At 73.6% G+C, this 16834-nt stretch carries 17 protein-coding genes; 11 read left to right on the top strand and 6 right to left on the bottom strand.

Annotation, left to right across the window (positions count from 1 at the left end; translation table 11 throughout):
* Positions 1–53: 53 nt before the first annotated feature.
* From PCC79_RS10465 to PCC79_RS10455, 3 genes are all read left to right on the top strand, one after another.
* Positions 54–770 carry a TIGR03936 family radical SAM-associated protein gene (locus PCC79_RS10465; RefSeq protein ID WP_342371793.1) on the top strand — a complete coding sequence of 239 codons (717 nt, stop codon included), beginning with the start codon at positions 54–56 and terminating at the stop codon, positions 768–770.
* 188 nt (positions 771–958) lie between these two features.
* The gene (locus PCC79_RS10460; RefSeq protein ID WP_342371792.1) at positions 959–3754 is read left to right on the top strand and encodes an Rne/Rng family ribonuclease; all 2796 of its coding nucleotides are present in this window, start codon (positions 959–961) and stop codon (positions 3752–3754) included.
* Positions 3751–4785, top strand: coding sequence for a DUF2891 family protein (locus PCC79_RS10455; protein WP_342371791.1), 1035 nt, complete (start codon positions 3751–3753; stop codon positions 4783–4785). Before PCC79_RS10460 ends, PCC79_RS10455 begins: the two co-directional genes overlap by 4 nt.
* 18 nt (positions 4786–4803) lie before the next feature.
* Here the strand turns inward: PCC79_RS10455 and PCC79_RS10450 are convergent, their stop codons facing one another.
* Positions 4804–5274, bottom strand: a complete 471-nt coding sequence (locus PCC79_RS10450; RefSeq protein WP_342371790.1) for a hypothetical protein — start codon at positions 5272–5274, stop codon at positions 4804–4806.
* Positions 5275–5323: 49 nt separating this feature from the next.
* Positions 5324–6571, bottom strand: a complete 1248-nt coding sequence (locus PCC79_RS10445; RefSeq protein WP_342373618.1) for a DUF445 domain-containing protein — start codon at positions 6569–6571, stop codon at positions 5324–5326.
* Positions 6572–6696: 125 nt separating this feature from the next.
* Here PCC79_RS10445 and PCC79_RS10440 point away from each other — a divergent pair, with 125 nt between their 5' ends.
* Together PCC79_RS10440 and PCC79_RS10435 are read left to right on the top strand one after the other, a co-directional pair.
* The gene (locus PCC79_RS10440) at positions 6697–7074 is read left to right on the top strand and encodes an NINE protein (RefSeq protein ID WP_342371789.1); all 378 of its coding nucleotides are present in this window, start codon (positions 6697–6699) and stop codon (positions 7072–7074) included.
* A gap of 12 nt (positions 7075–7086) precedes the next feature.
* On the top strand, positions 7087–7881 hold the full coding sequence (locus PCC79_RS10435) for a PIG-L deacetylase family protein (protein WP_342371788.1): 795 nt from the start codon (positions 7087–7089) through the stop codon (positions 7879–7881).
* 36 nt (positions 7882–7917) lie between these two features.
* On the opposite strand, the gene PCC79_RS10430 is transcribed toward PCC79_RS10435, so the two are convergent.
* Complete coding sequence (locus PCC79_RS10430; protein ID WP_342371787.1) at positions 7918–9960, bottom strand: NAD(+) synthase; 2043 nt, start codon at positions 9958–9960, stop codon at positions 7918–7920.
* 55 nt (positions 9961–10015) lie between these two features.
* Positions 10016–10876: a transglutaminase-like domain-containing protein gene (locus tag PCC79_RS10425; RefSeq protein ID WP_232547590.1), complete on the bottom strand. Its 861-nt coding sequence runs from the start codon at positions 10874–10876 to the stop codon at positions 10016–10018.
* 79 nt (positions 10877–10955) lie between these two features.
* Here PCC79_RS10425 and PCC79_RS10420 point away from each other — a divergent pair, with 79 nt between their 5' ends.
* Positions 10956–11591 (top strand): alpha/beta family hydrolase, encoded by a 636-nt coding sequence (locus PCC79_RS10420; protein ID WP_232547591.1) that lies wholly within the window; start codon positions 10956–10958, stop codon positions 11589–11591.
* A gap of 4 nt (positions 11592–11595) precedes the next feature.
* Here PCC79_RS10420 and PCC79_RS10415 read toward each other — a convergent pair whose 3' ends face one another.
* On the bottom strand, positions 11596–13014 hold the full coding sequence (locus PCC79_RS10415; protein ID WP_232547592.1) for an FtsX-like permease family protein: 1419 nt from the start codon (positions 13012–13014) through the stop codon (positions 11596–11598).
* Positions 13011–13799, bottom strand: a complete 789-nt coding sequence (locus tag PCC79_RS10410; RefSeq protein ID WP_416046551.1) for an ABC transporter ATP-binding protein — start codon at positions 13797–13799, stop codon at positions 13011–13013. The genes PCC79_RS10415 and PCC79_RS10410 overlap by 4 nt, the downstream gene beginning before the upstream one ends.
* Positions 13800–13955: 156 nt before the next feature.
* Here PCC79_RS10410 and PCC79_RS10405 point away from each other — a divergent pair, with 156 nt between their 5' ends.
* From PCC79_RS10405 to PCC79_RS10385, 5 genes are all read left to right on the top strand, one after another.
* Positions 13956–14888 carry a sensor histidine kinase gene (locus tag PCC79_RS10405; protein WP_232547594.1) on the top strand — a complete coding sequence of 311 codons (933 nt, stop codon included), beginning with the start codon at positions 13956–13958 and terminating at the stop codon, positions 14886–14888.
* Complete coding sequence (locus tag PCC79_RS10400; protein ID WP_342371786.1) at positions 14885–15559, top strand: response regulator transcription factor; 675 nt, start codon at positions 14885–14887, stop codon at positions 15557–15559. The genes PCC79_RS10405 and PCC79_RS10400 overlap by 4 nt, the downstream gene beginning before the upstream one ends.
* A gap of 198 nt (positions 15560–15757) precedes the next feature.
* On the top strand, positions 15758–16069 hold the full coding sequence (gene rplU, locus PCC79_RS10395) for a 50S ribosomal protein L21 (protein ID WP_232547596.1): 312 nt from the start codon (positions 15758–15760) through the stop codon (positions 16067–16069).
* A gap of 10 nt (positions 16070–16079) precedes the next feature.
* Positions 16080–16340 carry a 50S ribosomal protein L27 gene (gene rpmA, locus PCC79_RS10390; RefSeq protein WP_232547597.1) on the top strand — a complete coding sequence of 87 codons (261 nt, stop codon included), beginning with the start codon at positions 16080–16082 and terminating at the stop codon, positions 16338–16340.
* Positions 16341–16443: 103 nt separating this feature from the next.
* Positions 16444–16812, top strand: coding sequence for an RNA-binding S4 domain-containing protein (locus PCC79_RS10385; protein WP_232547598.1), 369 nt, complete (start codon positions 16444–16446; stop codon positions 16810–16812).
* The last annotated feature ends 22 nt before the right edge of the window (positions 16813–16834 follow it).

Raw genomic sequence — 16834 nt, 5'->3', positions numbered from 1 at the left:
GCGTCCCGCCCCTTGTCGTCGCACGTCGACGGCACCGGCTACGCTGCGGGCCTGTGACCCCGCGCCAGCAACCCGAACAGCAGGCCCCGCCGGTGCAGAAGCTGCACGTCCGCTACGCCAAGCGGGGGCGTGCCCGGTTCGCCAGCCACCGCGACTTCAGCCGCGCCTTCGAGCGCGCCCTGCGCCGAGCCGACGTCCCCATGGCCTACAGCTCCGGTTTCAACCCCCACCCGCGGGTGTCGTTCGCCAACGCCGCGCCCACGGGTGCCGCCAGTGAGGCGGAGTACCTGGAGATCGGCCTGCGCGAGCGGCGCGATCCGGACGCCGTCGGCGCCGCCCTCGCTGCGGCGCTGCCGGACGGGTTGGCCGTGGTGGACGTGGCCGAGGCGGTGCCCGGCGGGCTGGCCGAGCGGCTGACGGCCTCGCATTGGCGCATCGACCTACCGGGCGCGGATCCGGGAGTCCTCGCCCGGGTGGTGGCGGAGTTCCTGGCGGCCGACGCCGCCCCGGTCGAGCGCATGACCAAGAACGGGGTGCGCACCTTCGACGCGCGCGCCGCGGTGGTGCGGCTGACGGCGGATCCGGAGGGCCTGGAGCTCATCTCGGCCCACGGGACGCCGCTGGTGCGGCCCGACGACGTGGTGACGGCCCTGCGGAACCGGGACGATGAATTCGCTGCCGGAGTGGTGCCGGTGCTCACCCGCCGCGCCCAGGGAGAGTGGGACGGCGAGCGGATCGTCGGCCCGTTCGAGACGCGCCCGGGCCGCTGAGGTGTCCCTCGCCCCCAGGGGTGTGGCATCATGGCCCTGACAGGTTGGGCCGCGAACCGCGCGGTCGACCCGGACGCAGGCCGCGACGAGAGTGCTCGACCGCGGCAGCGCCCGACCAGGCTTTGTCGCCCACCTTCGGGTGCGGTGACCACACCGACGGTGGCACGCCCACCGTGTGAGGAGAGCACATGCTCGATTCGGACACACCGATCAACCCCGCCAACGGCGAGGAGCAGAACCCCCAGCAGGACGCCCCGCAGCGCGCCCCGCGCCGCCGCCGTGCGGCCAGCCGCCCCGCCGGCCCGCCGAGGGCCATCGAGACCCCGCCGAAGGCCATCGAGACCCCGCCGAAGGCCATCGAGACCACAGCGCAACCGGCCGAGATCGCACCGGCCGCCGAGCCCGACGCCGTCGAGGTGGAGTGGACCGAGGTGCAGGGAACGACCGAGGTCGAGGTCGTCGGCGAATCCTCCCCGCGGTTGGACACGGGGGATGCCGCGCCGACCGAATCGGTCGTCGTCGACGTCACGCCGGACGAGGCCTCCGACGACGGTCCCGAACCCCAGGTCGAATCGGCGGGCGACCCGGCCGCCGACGAGGACCCCGCCGACGAGCAGGCCGCTGGCGAGCAGGCCGCCGACGGCGCCGCGGAGGTCGGCACCCCGGCGGACGCCCAGGAGGTGCCCGCCGAGCTCGAGGCCATCCTCGACGCCGAGGACGACAACGAGATCGACGGCGCCATCGACGCGCTGATGAACACCGAGCGGAACACCCCGTCGCGTGGCCGGCGCCGTCGGCCGTCGCGCCGGGGCGAGGCGGAGGCGTCCGAGGAGGACGCCCGCCCCGCCGACGTGGCCGCCGCGCTCGACGACCTCGCCGCGGCGCTCGGTGGTCAGCCGACCCGCGACGCCGACCCCGAGCCCGACGGCGGCGCCGACGAGCGGCGCCGTGACGGGCGCGACGACGAGGCCCCCACGGAGGACGACACCGACGCCGACGCGGATGCGGACGACGACGGGAACGAGAACGACGACGCGGACGGCGATGAGGGCGACGACAGCGGCGAGGGATCGCCGCGTCGCCGGCGTCGCCGCCGGGGTGGCCGTCGCCGGCGTCGGGGTAGTGGCTCCGACGAGGGAGACGATTCCGAGGGCGACGACGACTCCTCCGACGACTCTGACTCCGACCCCGGCAGCGACGGACCCGGCGAGCCCGAGGAGAAGTCCGAGGACGAGCAGGGGCCCGAGGGAGACGAAACCGGTGCCGGCTCTCCGGGCCGCCGTCGGCGTCGGCGCCGGCGCCGCGGTGAGGACACGGGCACCGAGGACGAGGACGGCGTCGACGTCGTGGTCAAGGTCCGGGAGCCCCGCCGCAGCCGCGGGTCGGGCTCGGCGTCCGACGAGATCACGGGCATCGAGGGATCGACCCGCATGGAGGCCAAGCGCCAGCGGCGCAAGGAGGGGCGTGCGGCCGGCCGCCGGCGGGCGCCCGTGCTGTCCGAGGCGGAGTTCCTGGCCCGCCGGGAGTCCGTCGAACGGCAAATGCTGATCCGCCAGACCGACGAGTACACCCAGATCGGCGTTCTCGAGGACGGCGTCCTGGCCGAGCACTACGTCGACCGGGACAGCTCGGCGTCGTTGATCGGCAACGTCTTCCTCGGGCGGGTGCAGAACGTGCTGCCCTCCATGGAGGCGGCGTTCATCGACATCGGCCGCGGCCGCAACGCCGTGCTCTACGCCGGTGAGGTCGACTGGGACTCCTTCGGCGTGACCGGCGACGACCGCAAGGTCGAGAAGGTGCTCAAGAGCGGGCAGTCGATCCTCGTCCAGGTGACGAAGGACCCGGTCGGCGCCAAGGGCGCCCGTTTGACGGCGCACATCTCCATCCCGGGCCGGTACGTCGTGTACTGCCCCGGTGGTCAGCTCTCCGGCATCTCCCGCAAGCTGCCCGACAACGAGCGGCAGCGCCTCAAGGGCATCCTCGACGAGGCGGTCGACTCGGACGCCAGCGTGATCGTCCGCACCGCCGCCGAGGGGGCGTCCGAGGAGGAGCTCGTCCGCGACGTGAGCCGCCTCAAGGCGCAGTGGGAGGTCATCGAGAAGAAGAAGTCCGGCAGCGCGCCGCAGCTGCTCTACGCCGAGCCCGACCTCACGGTGCGCATCGTCCGTGACCTGTTCACCGAGGACTTCAGCAAGCTCATCGTGGACGGCGACGGTGCGTGGGAGATGCTGGAGGCCTACGTCACGCACGTGGCCCCGCACCTCGAGGACCGCCTGCGGCGGTGGGACCGTGAGGCCGAGGGCGACGTCTTCGACGTCTTCCGCGTGCACGAGCAGGTGAGCAAGGCGCTCGAGCGCAAGGTGCACCTGCCCTCCGGCGGCTCCTTGGTCATCGACCGCACCGAGGCGATGACGGTCATCGACGTCAACACCGGCAAGTTCACCGGCACCCAGGGCAACCTGGAGGCGACGGTCACCTCCAACAACCTGGAGGCGGCCGAGGAGATCGTCCGCCAGCTCCGGCTGCGCGACATCGGCGGCATCATCGTGATCGACTTCATCGACATGGTGCTGCCCGCCAACCGTGAGCTGCTGCTGCGCCGCCTGGTGGAGTGCCTGGGCCGTGACCGGACCCGCCACCAGGTGGCCGAGGTCACCTCGCTGGGCCTGGTGCAGATGACCCGCAAGAAGATCGGCACCGGTCTCCACGAGGCGTTCACGGTGCCCTGCGACCACTGCTCGGCCCGTGGCTACCACGTGCACGACGCCCCCGTCGCCACGCAGGCCCAGGCCGACGGCGGCGACCGGGAGGGACGCCGCGGCGGCGGCAACGGCAACCGTCGCGGCGGCCGGAACCGACGTTCCGACGGCAATGGCAGCAACGACCAGGCGGACCAGGGCAACGGCTCCTCCCAGGGCGGCTCCGGCCAAGGTGGTTCCGGCCAGGGTGGCGCGGCGGAGGGCGGTTCGGACGGCGGGGCGTGACCGCCTCGCCGGAGCTGGCCGCCCGCGCCCCGGCATGGGCCGAGACGGTGGTGACCGCGGTGCGCACGACGTACCCGTGGGCGTCCCAGCACGTCGTCACCTCGGCCGAGGACGTTGACGCGAGCCCGCAGCGGCTCAACCCGGCGTTCCACGGCAGCTTCGACTGGCACAGTTGCGTCCACATGCTCGCCGCCGGCGTGACGTTGCTGGACGTGGCCCCGGACGCCCTCGCCGCCCCCACGCGCACGGCGCTGGTGGCGCTGCTCGACGAGCGGCTCGACCCCGCCCGCACGGCCGTCGAGGCCGAGCTGGTGCGGCGGCGTCCGGGCTTCGAGCGCCCCTACGGCTGGGCGTGGTTGGCGCGGTTGGCCCAGGTGTGCGCTGAGTCCGGTCACCCGCACGCCGAACGGTGGTCGGCGGCGCTGGAGCCGGTCGCGGACGCCGTGTTCGCCCACCTCGGCCCGTGGATGACGACGCTCGACCACCCGGTCCGCACCGGCGCCCACGACAACACCGCCTTCTCCCTCGGGCTGCTCCGCGACGCCGCCGGCGCGTTGGGGCGTCCCGACGTCGTGGCGGCGATCGACGGGTTCGTCCGCCGCCACTTCGTGCCCGACACCGACTACCCGGTCGCCTGGGAGCCGGGCGGCCACGACTTCCTCTCCGCCGCCTTGTGCGAGGCGACGCTGGTGGCCCGGGTGCTGCCGGCCGCCGAGTTCGCGGACTGGTTGGCCGCGTTCCTGCCCGGCCTCGGCTCGGCTGAGGACCCGCTGCTGGGAGTGCCGCACCCCACCGACCCGAGTGACGGCAAGGCCGCGCACCTGCTGGGCCTCGCGCTGTCGCGGGCCTGGCACCTGCGAACGCTGACCCGGCTGCTGCCGGACGACGCCCTCCCGCCCGAGCGCGCCGCGCGCCTCCGGTCGGCGGCCAACACCCAGGCCGCCGCGGTGGCCGAGCACGTGGTGGGTCAGAACTTCATGGCCACCCACTGGCTGGTCAGTTACGCCCTGGGTGCCGAGCTCGCCCGCTGAGCCACCCCGCTGAACCACTCAGAGCGAGGGTGGGGCGTCCGGTGTGCCCGCGAGGGCGGCGCGCACCTGGTCGGCGGTCGGGTTGACCATCACCTGAGACCCCACCAACACGGTCGGGGTCACTTCGTTGCCGGCGTTGTGCTCGCGCACCACCGCGTTGGCGGCCTCGTCCACCCAGACGTTCACCCAGGTGACCCGCGGGTCGCGCCGCAGCGCGCGCTGCAGGATCTCGCAGAAGGTGCAGCCCGGCTTCCACAGCACCACGGCGTGCCCGGGGGCGACGCGGCTGCGCGCGGTCGACCACGGGGTGTGCAGCCCGACACGGCCTTGCCACAGCAGCAGCGCGACGACGGCGACCGTGCCGACCCCGGCGACGAGCCAGCCCTGGGTGGCGTTCTCGCGGCCGAGCAGCACCGCGGTGACGCCGACGAGCAGGACGCCGACGGCGCCGGCTTGGACGAGCGTGCGCGTGCGTTCAGGGCCTGTCACGGCACCGATCCTGCCACGCGCGCCACCTCCGGCGAAGGGGCCGGGGCTCTCACACGATCAGCTGGCTCACCGCGTGGATCACCAGGCCGGCCAGGGCGCCGACAATGGTGCCGTTGATGCGGATGAACTGCAGGTCGCGGCCGACGTACAGTTCGATGCGGCGCGAGGCCTGGCGTCCGTCCCAGCGCTGGATGGTGTGGCTGATCACCGAGCTGAGCTCGCGGCCGTAGGTTCGGACGGCGAAACCGGCGGCGTCCGCCAGTGCCCCGTCGACGCGCTCCTGCAGCGCCGCGTCGTGCTCCAGGGCGTCCGCCAGACGCTGCACCAGCCGGATCCCGCGGGTGTGGACCCCGGAGTCGGGGTCGTCGAGTGCGGTGGCCAGGGTGCGCTTGAGGCTGCCCCACAGCGACACCACCGTGTCGGCGGTGTGCGGGTGGCCGAGCAGCCGATCCTTGAGCGCCTCGGCTCGGGCCTGCACGGCCGGGTCGTGCTGCAGATCGTCCGCGACGCGGAGCAGCAGGTCGTCCAGCGCCGCGCGCGTGGGGTGCTCGGGGTTGTCGCGCACCGAGGCGGCCCAGTCGACGGCCTGCCAGTAGAGCACCGACACGACGCGCTGGTTGACGAAGTCCGGCGCCCACTTCGGCGCGCGATCGCGCATCATGGCGGCGAACCGTTGCGGGTGCTTGGTCAGCCAGGTGTGGATCTCGCGGGCGGCGAGGTCGACCAGCCCGCGGTGGGAGCCGTCGGTGACGACGCCGTCGAGCAGCGTGCCGGCGATGGGGGCGACCTGCTCGCGGGCGAGGCGGGGCAGGATGACGTCGCTGGCCAGCGTAGCCACCGCGTCGTCGTCGACCCGGTCGAGCAGCACCCCGGCGATGCGCACGCCCTCGCGGACCAGGCGCTGGGCGTTGGCGTCCTCGCGCGCCCACGCGCCCGCCCGGGCCGCCAGCCCGGCGTCGGTGACGCGTTCGCGCACGACGTCCTCGGTGAGGAAGTTGTCGGCGAAGAAGGACTGCAGGCTGCCGGCCAGTTCGTCCTTCTTGCGGGGGATGAGGGCGGTGTGGGGGATGGGGATGCCGAGCGGGTGTCGGAACAGGGCGGTGACGGCGAACCAGTCGGCCAGCGCGCCCACCATGCCCGCCTCGGCCATCGCGTTGACGTAACCCCACCCGCCGCTGTGGTCGAGCGGCAGGGTGGCCAGGTAGATCACCGCGGCGAACACCAGCAGGCCGAGCGCCACGCCCTTCATGCGCCGCAGCCGGGTGCGTCGCAGCTCGTCGCCGGCGGTCAGGGCCATCAGTTCCACGCCCCAAGGATTCCACGCAGGCGCAGACGAACCCAGCCGAGGTCACCCCGGCTCGACCCGGGCGGGTACAGTGCCAGCGTCCGCGCAGCCGTCGCGGCCACGACCGAGGAGTCGCCATGCCCGATCCCCGCCCCGCGGCCCACCACGGCCAGGCGGCCGGTGACGATCCTGCGCCGGCACCCGGCGCGGTGCCCGGCGTGGCCGGGCCCGAGGTGCCGCGCGCGGCGCCCCGCGCCAACGCACCGTACGGCCTCGACGGACGCACCGGCGTCCCGTTCTCCGATCGCAGCCGCGCCGTGGCGGGGTTGCTGCAGGTGCTGCTGGCCCCCTTCGCGGCGGGGCGGCTCTACCTCGGTGACACGAAGCTGGCCCTCACCCAGATCGTGGTGAGCTGGGCCACCTGTGGCCTCGGGGCCGTGTGGCCGCTGGTGGACGGGATCCGGCTGCTCGTGACCCACCCCGTCGACCACACCGGACGCCCGCTGCGTCCCTGACGAAGGAGAGCCATGGCCACCCTGGTGTTCGTCCATGCCCACCCCGACGACGAGGCGTCCCAGACGTCGGGCACGATGGCGCGCGCCGTCGCCGCCGGCGACCGCGTCGTCTGCGTATATGCCACCAACGGCGACCACGGCTCGGCGCCCGACGATCTGGGGGACCACGCGTTGGCCGACCGGCGGCGGGCCGAGGCGGAGGCGTCCGCCGAGGCGGTCGGCACCCACCGGATCGTGTGGCTCGGCCACCGCGACTCCGGCATGCACGGCTGGCTTACCAACACCGCCGAGGGGGCACTGTGGGTGGCGGACGCCGACGCCGTCGCCCGGCAGGTGGCCGACGTGCTCGACGACGAGGACGCCGACGCCGTGATCGGCTATGACTGGCACGGCGGCTACGGCCACCCCGACCACCTCATGGTGCACCGCGTGGCGCGCCACGCCGTGGAGCTCGCCGCGCGGCGGCCGCGCTACCTGGAGGTCTCGCTGAACCGCGACCTGCTGCGCCGCCTCATGACGGTGGCGCGCGAGCAGGGCCTGCTGCCGGAGGAGGGGACGTGGGACGTGGACGCCCCGGCCGACGACGGCAACCCGATCGGCACCCCGGAGGCCGAGCTGCACTGGGCCGTCGACGTCACCGGTCAGCTCGACGTCAAGCGGGCCGCCCTGGCCTGCCACGCCAGCCAGGAGGATGCCGCCCAGCTGCTCTCGATGCCGCCCGAGGCGTTCGCGGCGATGATGGGCACCGAGCACTTCCTCGAGCCCGGCCGGGCCCCGGGCCTGGTGACCGGCTGGCCCTTCGCCTGAGCCTGCCCTTCGCCTGGGCAGCCGGGCTGGTCGGCCTCAGCGGTCGGGGACGTTGCGGCGCAGCTCGTCGAGCCAGAGGTCTGCGCTCGTGTCGGAGGGCATCCGCCAGTCGCCCCGCGGGCTGAGCGAGCCGCCGCGCACCACCTTGGGCCCGTTCGGCAGCGCCGAGCGCTTGAACTGGGCGAACCCGAAGAAGCGGCGGCAGAACACCTCGAGCCACTGCTTGATGGTCGGCAGGTCGTAGGCGACGCGCTTGTGGTCGGGGAAGCCGCCCGGCCAGGCGCCCGCGTCGGCGTCCGACCACGTGTGGTGGGCGAGGAACGCGATCTTCGAAGGCGTCATGCCATGGCGCAGCACGTGGTAGAGGTTGAAGTCCTGCAGGTTGTAGGGGCCGATCGTGGCCTCGGTCGACTGGGGCGTCTCCCCCTCCGAGACGGGCACGAGCTCGGGGGTGATCTTGGTGTCGAGGATCGACTGCAGCACCGCGCCGGCGTCGTCGCCGAAGATGTCGGAGGCGATGACCCAGCGGATCAGGTGCTGCATCAGCGTCTTGGGCACGCCGCCGTTGACGTTGTAGTGGCTCATCTGGTCGCCGACGCCGTAGGTGCACCAGCCGAGCGCCAGCTCCGACAGGTCGCCGGTGCCGAGCACGATGCCGCCGCGCTGGTTGGCGATGCGGAACAGGTAGTCGGTGCGCATGCCGGCCTGCACGTTCTCGAAGGTGACGTCGTAGGCCGGCTCGCCGGACGCGAACGGGTGGCCCATCTGCTCCAACATGGCGCGGCAGGCGGGCACGATGTCGAGGGTCTCGAACGTGACGCCGAGGGCGTGGGCCAGGTCGGTGGCGTTGTTCCTGGTGTGGTCCGACGTCGCGAAGCCCGGCATGGTGAATGCGAGGATGTCGGTGCGCGGCCGGTCCATCCGGTCCATCGCCTGCGCGGCGACCAGCAGGGCGTGCGTGGAGTCGAGGCCCCCGGAGACCCCGATGACGATCTTCGGCTGGCCGATGGCGCGCAGCCGCTGCTCCAGCCCGGAGACCTGGATGTTGTAGGCCTCGTAGCAGTCCTGCGCCAGGCGGGCGTCGTCGGCCGGCACGAACGGGAAGCGGGCCAGCGGACGCCGCAGGCCGAGGTCGCCGGTGGGGCGTCCGAGCTCGAAGTCGACCGTGCGGTAGGCGCCCACCCGGTCGGCATGGACGCGGCGGTTGTCGTCGAACGTGCCCTGCCGCAGCCGCTCCTGGTGGAGGGTGGCGACGTCGACGTCGGCGACGGACGCCCGTGGCCCGGCCGGGAACCGCTCGGACTGGGCCAGCAGCGCGCCGTTCTCGTACACCATCGTCTGCCCGTCCCAGGAGAGATCGGTCGACGACTCGCCCTCACCGGCGGCGGCGTAGACGTAACCGGCGAGGTAGCGCGAGCTCGCGGAGGCGCACAGCAGGTGCCGGTCGACGGCCTTGGCGACGGTGATGGGGGAGCCCGACAGGTTGGCGATGAGGGTGGCGCCCGCCAAGGCGGCCTCGGCGGCCGGCGGCACGGGCACCCACAGGTCCTCGCACACCTCGATCGCCAGCACCAAGTGCGGCACGTCGGACGCCGCGAACAGCAGGTCGGCCCCGAACGGTACCCGCTGCCCGGCGACGTCGATCTTGGGGGGCACCTCCGCGCCCGAGCCGATCTGGCGGCTCTCGTAGAACTCCCGGTAGGTGGGCAGGTACACCTTCGGGACGACGCCCAGCACCCGCCCGCGGTGCACCACCACCGCGCAGTTGTACACCCGATGGCGGCTCCGCAGCGGCGCACCGACGACGAGCACGGTGCCCAGGTCGGCGCTGGCGGCGACCAGTTCGGCCAGGGCCGCCTCGGCGGCGTCCAGCACCGCGTCCTGCAACAGGAGGTCCTCGATTGAGTAGCCGACCAGGCCGAGCTCGGGGAACACCGCGACCGCCACGCCGGCGTCCGCCAACTCACGCGCCTGGGCCAGCAGGGCCGCCACGTTGTGGTGGGGGTCGACCAACCGCATCGGGTGGGTGACGGACGCGACCCGCACGAAGCCGTGGTCGTAGAGGTTCCAGAAGTCCATGGGCCTCAGCATCCCATCCCGCTCAGCATCCCATCCCGCGGCGCGGCGGCGGGCCTCAGCCCTGGACGGGTCGCCCCTGGCCGTCGAGCTCGAGCAGGTTGCCCTGCTCGTCGGACTCGTGGGTGGTGACGATCATGCGCTTCAGCCAGGGGTTGCCGAACGTGGTGGCCAGGGCGCAGTCGACGGCGTCGCGACCCCGGGAGATCACGATGTGGCCCTTGCGGCGGGCGTTGTGGCGGGGGTCGAACGTCCACCACCGGTCGCCGAGGTACACCTCGGTGAACGCGTGGAAGTCCATCTCGACGGGCAGCGGCGGCACGTCCATGTCGGGCAGGTACCCCGACACGTACCGCGCGGGGATGTTCATGGCCCGGCACAGGGCGATGAAGGTGTGGGCAAGGTCGCGGCAGATGCCGTAGCCGTTGTTGAAGGCGTCCACGGCGGTGTACCACGACATGGTCGAGCCGGTGCGGTACTGCACGCGCTCGTGGACGAAGTTCGAGATCTCCATGCAGCGCCGGTAACCGGGCTCCATGTCGCCGAACAGGTTCCAGGCGTCGCGCCCGAGCACGTCGGACTGGCAGTAACGGCTGGGCCACAAGTAGGGCAGCACGTCCTCGGGCAGGTCGGCCACGTCGAGCTGTGGGGCGTCGAGGTCCGCCTCATCGACCGCGTCGGGCACCTTCACGACGGCCCGGTACTCATAGACGGACTCGCCGGCCGGCATGATGAACCGCTTGCCCACGTTGCCGTACAGGTCGGTGTAGTCGGTCATCTCGATGTCCGGCGTCGTCGTCCACCCGCTCGACAGCGTCTCGACCTCGTCGTGCTTGTGTTCGATCATGGCGAGCGTCGGGGTGGGCAGCTGGGCTACATGCCGGAAGCTGGCGCCGATGGTGAGCGTGCGCGTGGTCATCGAGTCCTTCTCTGAAACGCTGGGCAGAACGGGAGACACCATTGTGTCGGCACCAACCCCGTCATGCATCATCGTTTGCATGGTTGAAACATTCGCGCCCGTCGCGACGTCCGCGGGGGAGGGCCGGCTGCACATCGCCGCGCCGGGCGACCCCCGGGCGGTCCTGCTGCTCGGCGGCGGGCACTCGGGGCAGATCGCGACGCCCGACCTGGACGCCCTCGCCGACGCGCTGCCCGGCCGCGGCATCGGCGTGGCCCGGTTCGAGCTGCCCTGGCGCGTGGCCGGGCGGACCGTGGGGCCGCGGCCGCCGGCGTCCGACCCGCTCTGGCAGGCCGGGGTGGACGCCGTCCGTGCGGCCCACCCCGGGGTGCCGTTGTTCACCGGCGGGCGCAGCGCGGGTGCCCGCATCGCCTGCCGCACCTGGACGCCCGACGTCGCCGGCGTCGTCGCGCTGTCCTTCCCCCTCCACCCGCCGGGCCGTCCGGACGCCTCCCGGCTCGCCGAGCTGACCCCCGTGGGGGCGCCGGTGCTGCTCGTGTCCGGGGCCCGGGACCCGTTCGGCTCGCCCGACGAGCTGGCGTCCGCCCTGCGCGGTGACCACGCCGGGGCGCGCGAGCTCGTGGTGGTGCCGGGCGCGACCCATTCGTTCCCGCGCGGAGCCACGCCGACGGTCGTGGCGGCCGTCGCGGCGTTCGTGGACCGCCTCGTCGGGTAGCGCGTCAGTCGTTGCGCCGGACGCGGGCGCCCAGGACGCGTCGCCGCAGCGGCCGGGTGGACTCCGCGGCCAGCAGGCTCAGGGCGAGCGCGCCGACGACGGTCAGGGCCAGGATCGCCACCGACGAGGGCCCGAGCACCGCCATGCGGGGCAGGGACTGCACGAGCGGCAGCGCGGCCGCCACGCCGAGCCCCAGCGAGAGCACCAGCGTCGCCAGCAGCGGCAGGGCCACCTGGTGGCGCCGGGCGGTGGCGTCCAAGGCGGGCGGGACGCCCATCTTGTCCAGCGCCACCAGCTCGTCGGCCCGATCGACCACGTCCGAGCTCTGCGCCAGCGCGGTGGACGCCGACCCGAGCGCGAGCGCGATGGCCAGGGTGAGCACGGCCCCGGTACGCAGATCCGCCAGCAGCATCTCGTTGAGGCTGTCCAGGCCCCCGAAGGCATCGGTGCCCAGTGGGATCGTGGCGATCATCCCCACGAGGAACCCGAGCAGGGCCAGCGAGCTGACGTTGCGCCACGCCGAGCGGGGGTCGGCGACGATGCGGCGCATCGCGAGCAGCCGGGCGGGCGACCCGGTGCGGACGCCGAGCCGGGCGATGAGCTGCAGCAACCAGGGGGAGAAGAGGTTCACCAGCCCGATCGCGATGCCGAGCATGCCGGCGAACACCAGCCCCATGACCAGGGCGCCGAGCGGCGCCTGCATCACGCCGCCGAGCGCGGCGATCACGAACACGCCGGCCGCCAGGGCGGCGAGCCGCCAGGCGCGCAGGGCCGGCGGGGTGGCCTGGCGCGAGACGCCCAGCGGTGAGATGCGCACCCGCGTCAGGCCCAGGGCCGTGGACGCCGCCGCCAGCGCGAGCAGGACGGCGACGACGCCGAGCCACAGCCACCACGGCATCGCGAGCTCGGCGGGGGCGACCGGGGTGTTCTGGAAGGTGAGCAACCCGAGCAGCGGCAGGCTGGCCGTCCACGCCAGCGCACCGAGCAGCACGCCGGCCGCGGCCTGCACGAGGCTCTCGACGACGCTCATGGAGACGATCTCCCCGCTCGTCATGCCGACCAGGCGCAGCGACGCCAGCCGCCGCGCCCGGCCCCGGGCCCCCAGGCGGGCGGCGGCGCCACCCAAGGAGAGGATGGGCCAGACGAGCAGCGCGCAGGCCATCGCGGCGAGGATGACGTGGGTCGTGGGCACGACCATCGCGGCGTCCGCATCGTCGAGGGTGGTGAGCCAGGCCGGCGGCTGTGCACGGCGCTGCACGAACATCCAGGTGCCGGACGCCACGACGAACGACAACCAGGCGGTCACCGCGTTGGCGCCGACGGCGAAGAGATCCAGGGCGCCGCTTCCGCCGGTGTCGCGGAGCCGGGCTCCAGCCAGCCGGGTCGCCAGGCCGAGTCGTGCCGTCCAGGTGAGGGTGCTCATCGCGCGTCCTCCTGCCGCGGCAGGGCCGTCCCCGTGGTGGGGAGGGGGGTGCTGGTGGCGAGGGTGTCGCTGTGGACGAGGGCGTCGCGGATCTCGACGAGGCGTGAGCACCACCGGGCGACGTGCGGGTCGTGGGTGACGACGACGAGCGTCGCGCCGGCCATGGACGCGGTGGTGGTCAAGATCTGCATGACCTCGTGGCCGGTCGCCTGGTCGAGCGCGCCGGTCGGCTCGTCGGCGAAGATCACCGCCGGGTCGTGCACGAGGGCGCGGGCGATGGCGACGCGCTGCGCCTGCCCGCCGGAGAGCTCACCCGGACGCCGCAGGCGCATGTCGCCCCCGACGCCGAGGCGCTCCAGCCAGCTGTCGGCGTGGGCGAGGGCTGCGGCGCGGCCCATGCCGGCCAGCAGCAGCGGCAGGGCGACGTTCTCGCGGGCGGGCAGTTCGCCGATGAGCTGGCCGTCCTGGAAGACGAAGCCGAAACGCTCGCGGCGCAGGCGGGAACGATCGGCGTCCCGCAGGGTGCTCACGCGTCCGCCGCCGAGGGTGACCTCGCCGGCGTCCGGGGTGAGGATGCCGGACAGGCAGTGCAACAGCGTCGACTTGCCCGACCCCGACGGGCCCATCACGGCGACGGACTGGCCGGCCGGGATCGTCAGGGACACCCCGCCGAGGGCCACGACCTGGCCGAAGCGGTGGACGAGGCCGGAGGCGACGAGGGCGTCGCGGCGGCGGGGCGAGGCTGGGGCCGCGGGGTGGGCGGTGGGAGCGGGCGGAGGGGCGATGGTCCGGGCGTCGGACGTGGGTGCATCGGGCATGGGTGCATCGAACATGGCACCATTCGACCCCCGCGCCGGGCCGCCGCCCAGGGGGCCAGCACCCGAACCGGGGTGGAGCCAGCTCCACCATCCATTCACCGGCCCCATCGTAGGCTGGCGGCCATGCGCACCACCGTCCGACCCCGCTGGGGGCTGTGCGTCGCCCAGATCGGGGTCGCCGTGGTGGGCGGGCTGGTGGTCACGCCGGTGGGCGTGGCGGCCTTCGGGGTGACCACCCCGGGCGTGATCGTCGGGCTCATCCTCCTCGGTGGCACCATCGCCGGCGTCGTCTGGCTCGAGATCGTGAAGACGCGCCGGGTCGCGGCGTCCGCGCTGGAGGCGTCCGGCGTGGCCGCGCTGGCGGGGGAGGATCACGCCCACGCCGTCCGCCGGCTCACCGATTCGCGCCGCGCCATCGTGGACGCCTACGAGCTGGAGCGGGCGCGCATCGAGCGCGACCTGCACGACGGAGCGCAGCAGTACCTGGTGGCCGCCTCCATGAAGGTGGGCGAGGCCGCGTTCGCGGTGGAGCAGGGGCGGACGGCCGAGGCGTCCGGGCTGCTCGCGGCGGCGCAGGACGACGCCGACGCCGCCCTCGCCGCGTTGCGCGAGACGGTGGCGGGCGTCCACTCCCGCCTGCTCGCCGAGCAGGGGCTCGAGGCGGGGCTCGCCGAGCTCGTCACCCGGCTGTCGCGCCGCGACCGGCCGATCGTGCTGCGCGTGCCCCACCCGCTGCCCGACCTGCCGCGCGGGGTGGCGTCCACCGCGTGGTTCTTCGCGGCCGAGGCGCTGACCAACGCGGTCAAGCACGCCGGGGACGCCGACATCAGCATCGTGGCGGCCGCCGACCACCACCTGCACGTCACGGTGGTGGACGCCGGCCCGGGCGGGGCGGTCGTCGTGCCCGGCCGGGGGCTGGCCGGCCTGCGGGCGCGGTTGGAGGCGTTCGGCGGCACCCTGACGGTGTCCAGCCCGGCCGGCGGCCCGACGACGGTTGCCGCACGCGTCCCCCTGCTGCTGTCTTCGGGGCAGACCCCGGGGGAGGAGGAGACATGAGGCTCGTCGTCGCCGACGACTCGGCGCTGCTGCGCGAGGGGATGGCCGGGCTGTTGGAGCGGCAGGGCCACGCGATCGTGGGCCAGGCCGCGAGCGCGACCGAGCTGCTGGCCGTCATGGCCCACCGCTCCGGGGAGGTCGACGTGGTGGTCACCGACGTGCGCATGCCGCCCGACCTCACCGACGACGGCCTGCGCGCCGCCCTGGCGATCCGCCGCGGTTGGCCCGAGGTCGGCATCCTCGTGGTGAGCCAGTACGTGGCACCCGAGTACGCCCACCAGCTTTTTGGCTCCTCGGACGCCGGGTCGGTGCCGTCGGGCGGTGTGGGCGGGCTGGGGTACCTGCTGAAGGACCGCGTGGCGCGCGTCGCCGACTTCCTGCGCTCGCTGGACATCGTGGCCGCGGGCGGGGTGGTGGTCGACCCCGACGTGGCGGCACGGCTGGTGCAGCGGACGCCCTCCCGGCTGGCCGGGCTGACGCCGCGGGAGCGCGAGGTGCTGGAGCTGATGGCCCGTGGTCTGTCGAACGCCCAGATCGGTGAATCACTCGTGCTGTCGCCCGGTGCGGTGAGCAAGCACGTCGCCCAGGTGTTCACCAAGCTCGGGCTCGGGCCGGATGAGGACAACCGGCGCGTCCGGGCCGTCCTGGCCTTCCTGGCTGCCGGGGAGTAGGGGAGTAGCGGAGTGGGGGCAGGAGAGGGGCGGCAGGGTGTCGGCGTGGGGCGGGGCGTCCGGCGCCGACGACGGCTCGGTTTGCCCTCCTCTGCCCCGCCGCGTAGGATGAACCTTCGGTGCGTGCGCGGGCACGAGTTCACTCGTCGCCTCCCGCACCCTCATCGGACAAGCTAATCGCTAGAGAGTAGGTCAGGCGTGTACGCGATTGTGCGCAGCGGCGGACGCCAGCACAAGGTGGCTGTGGGAGACGTTCTCACCGTCGACAAGATCGTCGACGCCGAGATCGGCAGCACCGTCAACCTCACCCCGCTGATGCTGGTCGACGGCGATGCCGTCACGACCGACGTGTCCGCGCTGGGCAAGGTGTCGGTGACGGCCGAGGTGCTCGCGGAGCACAAGGGCCCCAAGATCCGCATCCTCAAGTACAAGAACAAGACCGGCTACAAGAAGCGCATGGGTCACCGCCAGCGCTACAGCCGCGTCAAGGTCACCGGCATCGAGAGCTGAGGAAACTGACATGGCACACAAGAAGGGCGCATCCAGCTCCCGCAACGGGCGCGACTCCAATGCGCAACGCCTCGGCGTGAAGCGTTTCGGCGGCGAGGTCGTCGGCGCGGGCGAGATCATCGTCCGGCAGCGCGGCACCCACTTCCACCCCGGCGACAACGTCGGCCGTGGCGGCGACGACACCCTGTTCGCGCTCAAGCCCGGCACGGTCGAGTTCGGCTCCCGGCGCGGCCGCAAGGTCGTCAACGTGGCGCTCGCCGACGCGCAGTGACGCACCGCTGAGATTCTGTAGCGAGGGGCGGTCCCGGACGGGGCCGCCCCTCGTCGCGTCCCCGGGGGTCCGGCTCGCATGCCGCCCCGCCTAGAGTGGGGGCATGGGACGCCTCGACGCCTGGCTCTGGTCGGTGCGGGTCTACAAGACCCGCTCGCTGGCGACCGCGGCCATCAAGGGCGGTCACGTCCGGGTCGACAACGCTCCCGCCAAGCCCGCCGCGCTCGTCGTCGAGGGCCAGACGATCCGCGTCCGCGGGGACGATCACACCGAGCGGGTGCTCGAGGTGCTGGACCCGACGCTGGTGAAGCGCGTCGGGGCGTCCGTCGCCCAGCGGGCCTATCTCGACAAGACGCCGGCGCAGCCCCCGCCGATCGCCCAGATGGGCGGCCGGGTCGCCACGCGCGAGCGGGGCGCGGGGCGTCCGACCAAGAAGCAGCGACGCGAGACCGACGCGTTCCGCGGTCGCTGAGCCACCCCCCTCGTCGCCCCGG

Origin of the sequence: Propioniciclava soli (assembly GCF_038502305.1) — a bacterium.
Taxonomy (GTDB): Bacteria; Actinomycetota; Actinomycetes; order Propionibacteriales; family Propionibacteriaceae; genus Propioniciclava; species Propioniciclava soli.
The sequence above is the reverse complement of the archived record's forward strand: the minus strand, read 5'-3'. Positions and strand labels throughout refer to the sequence as shown.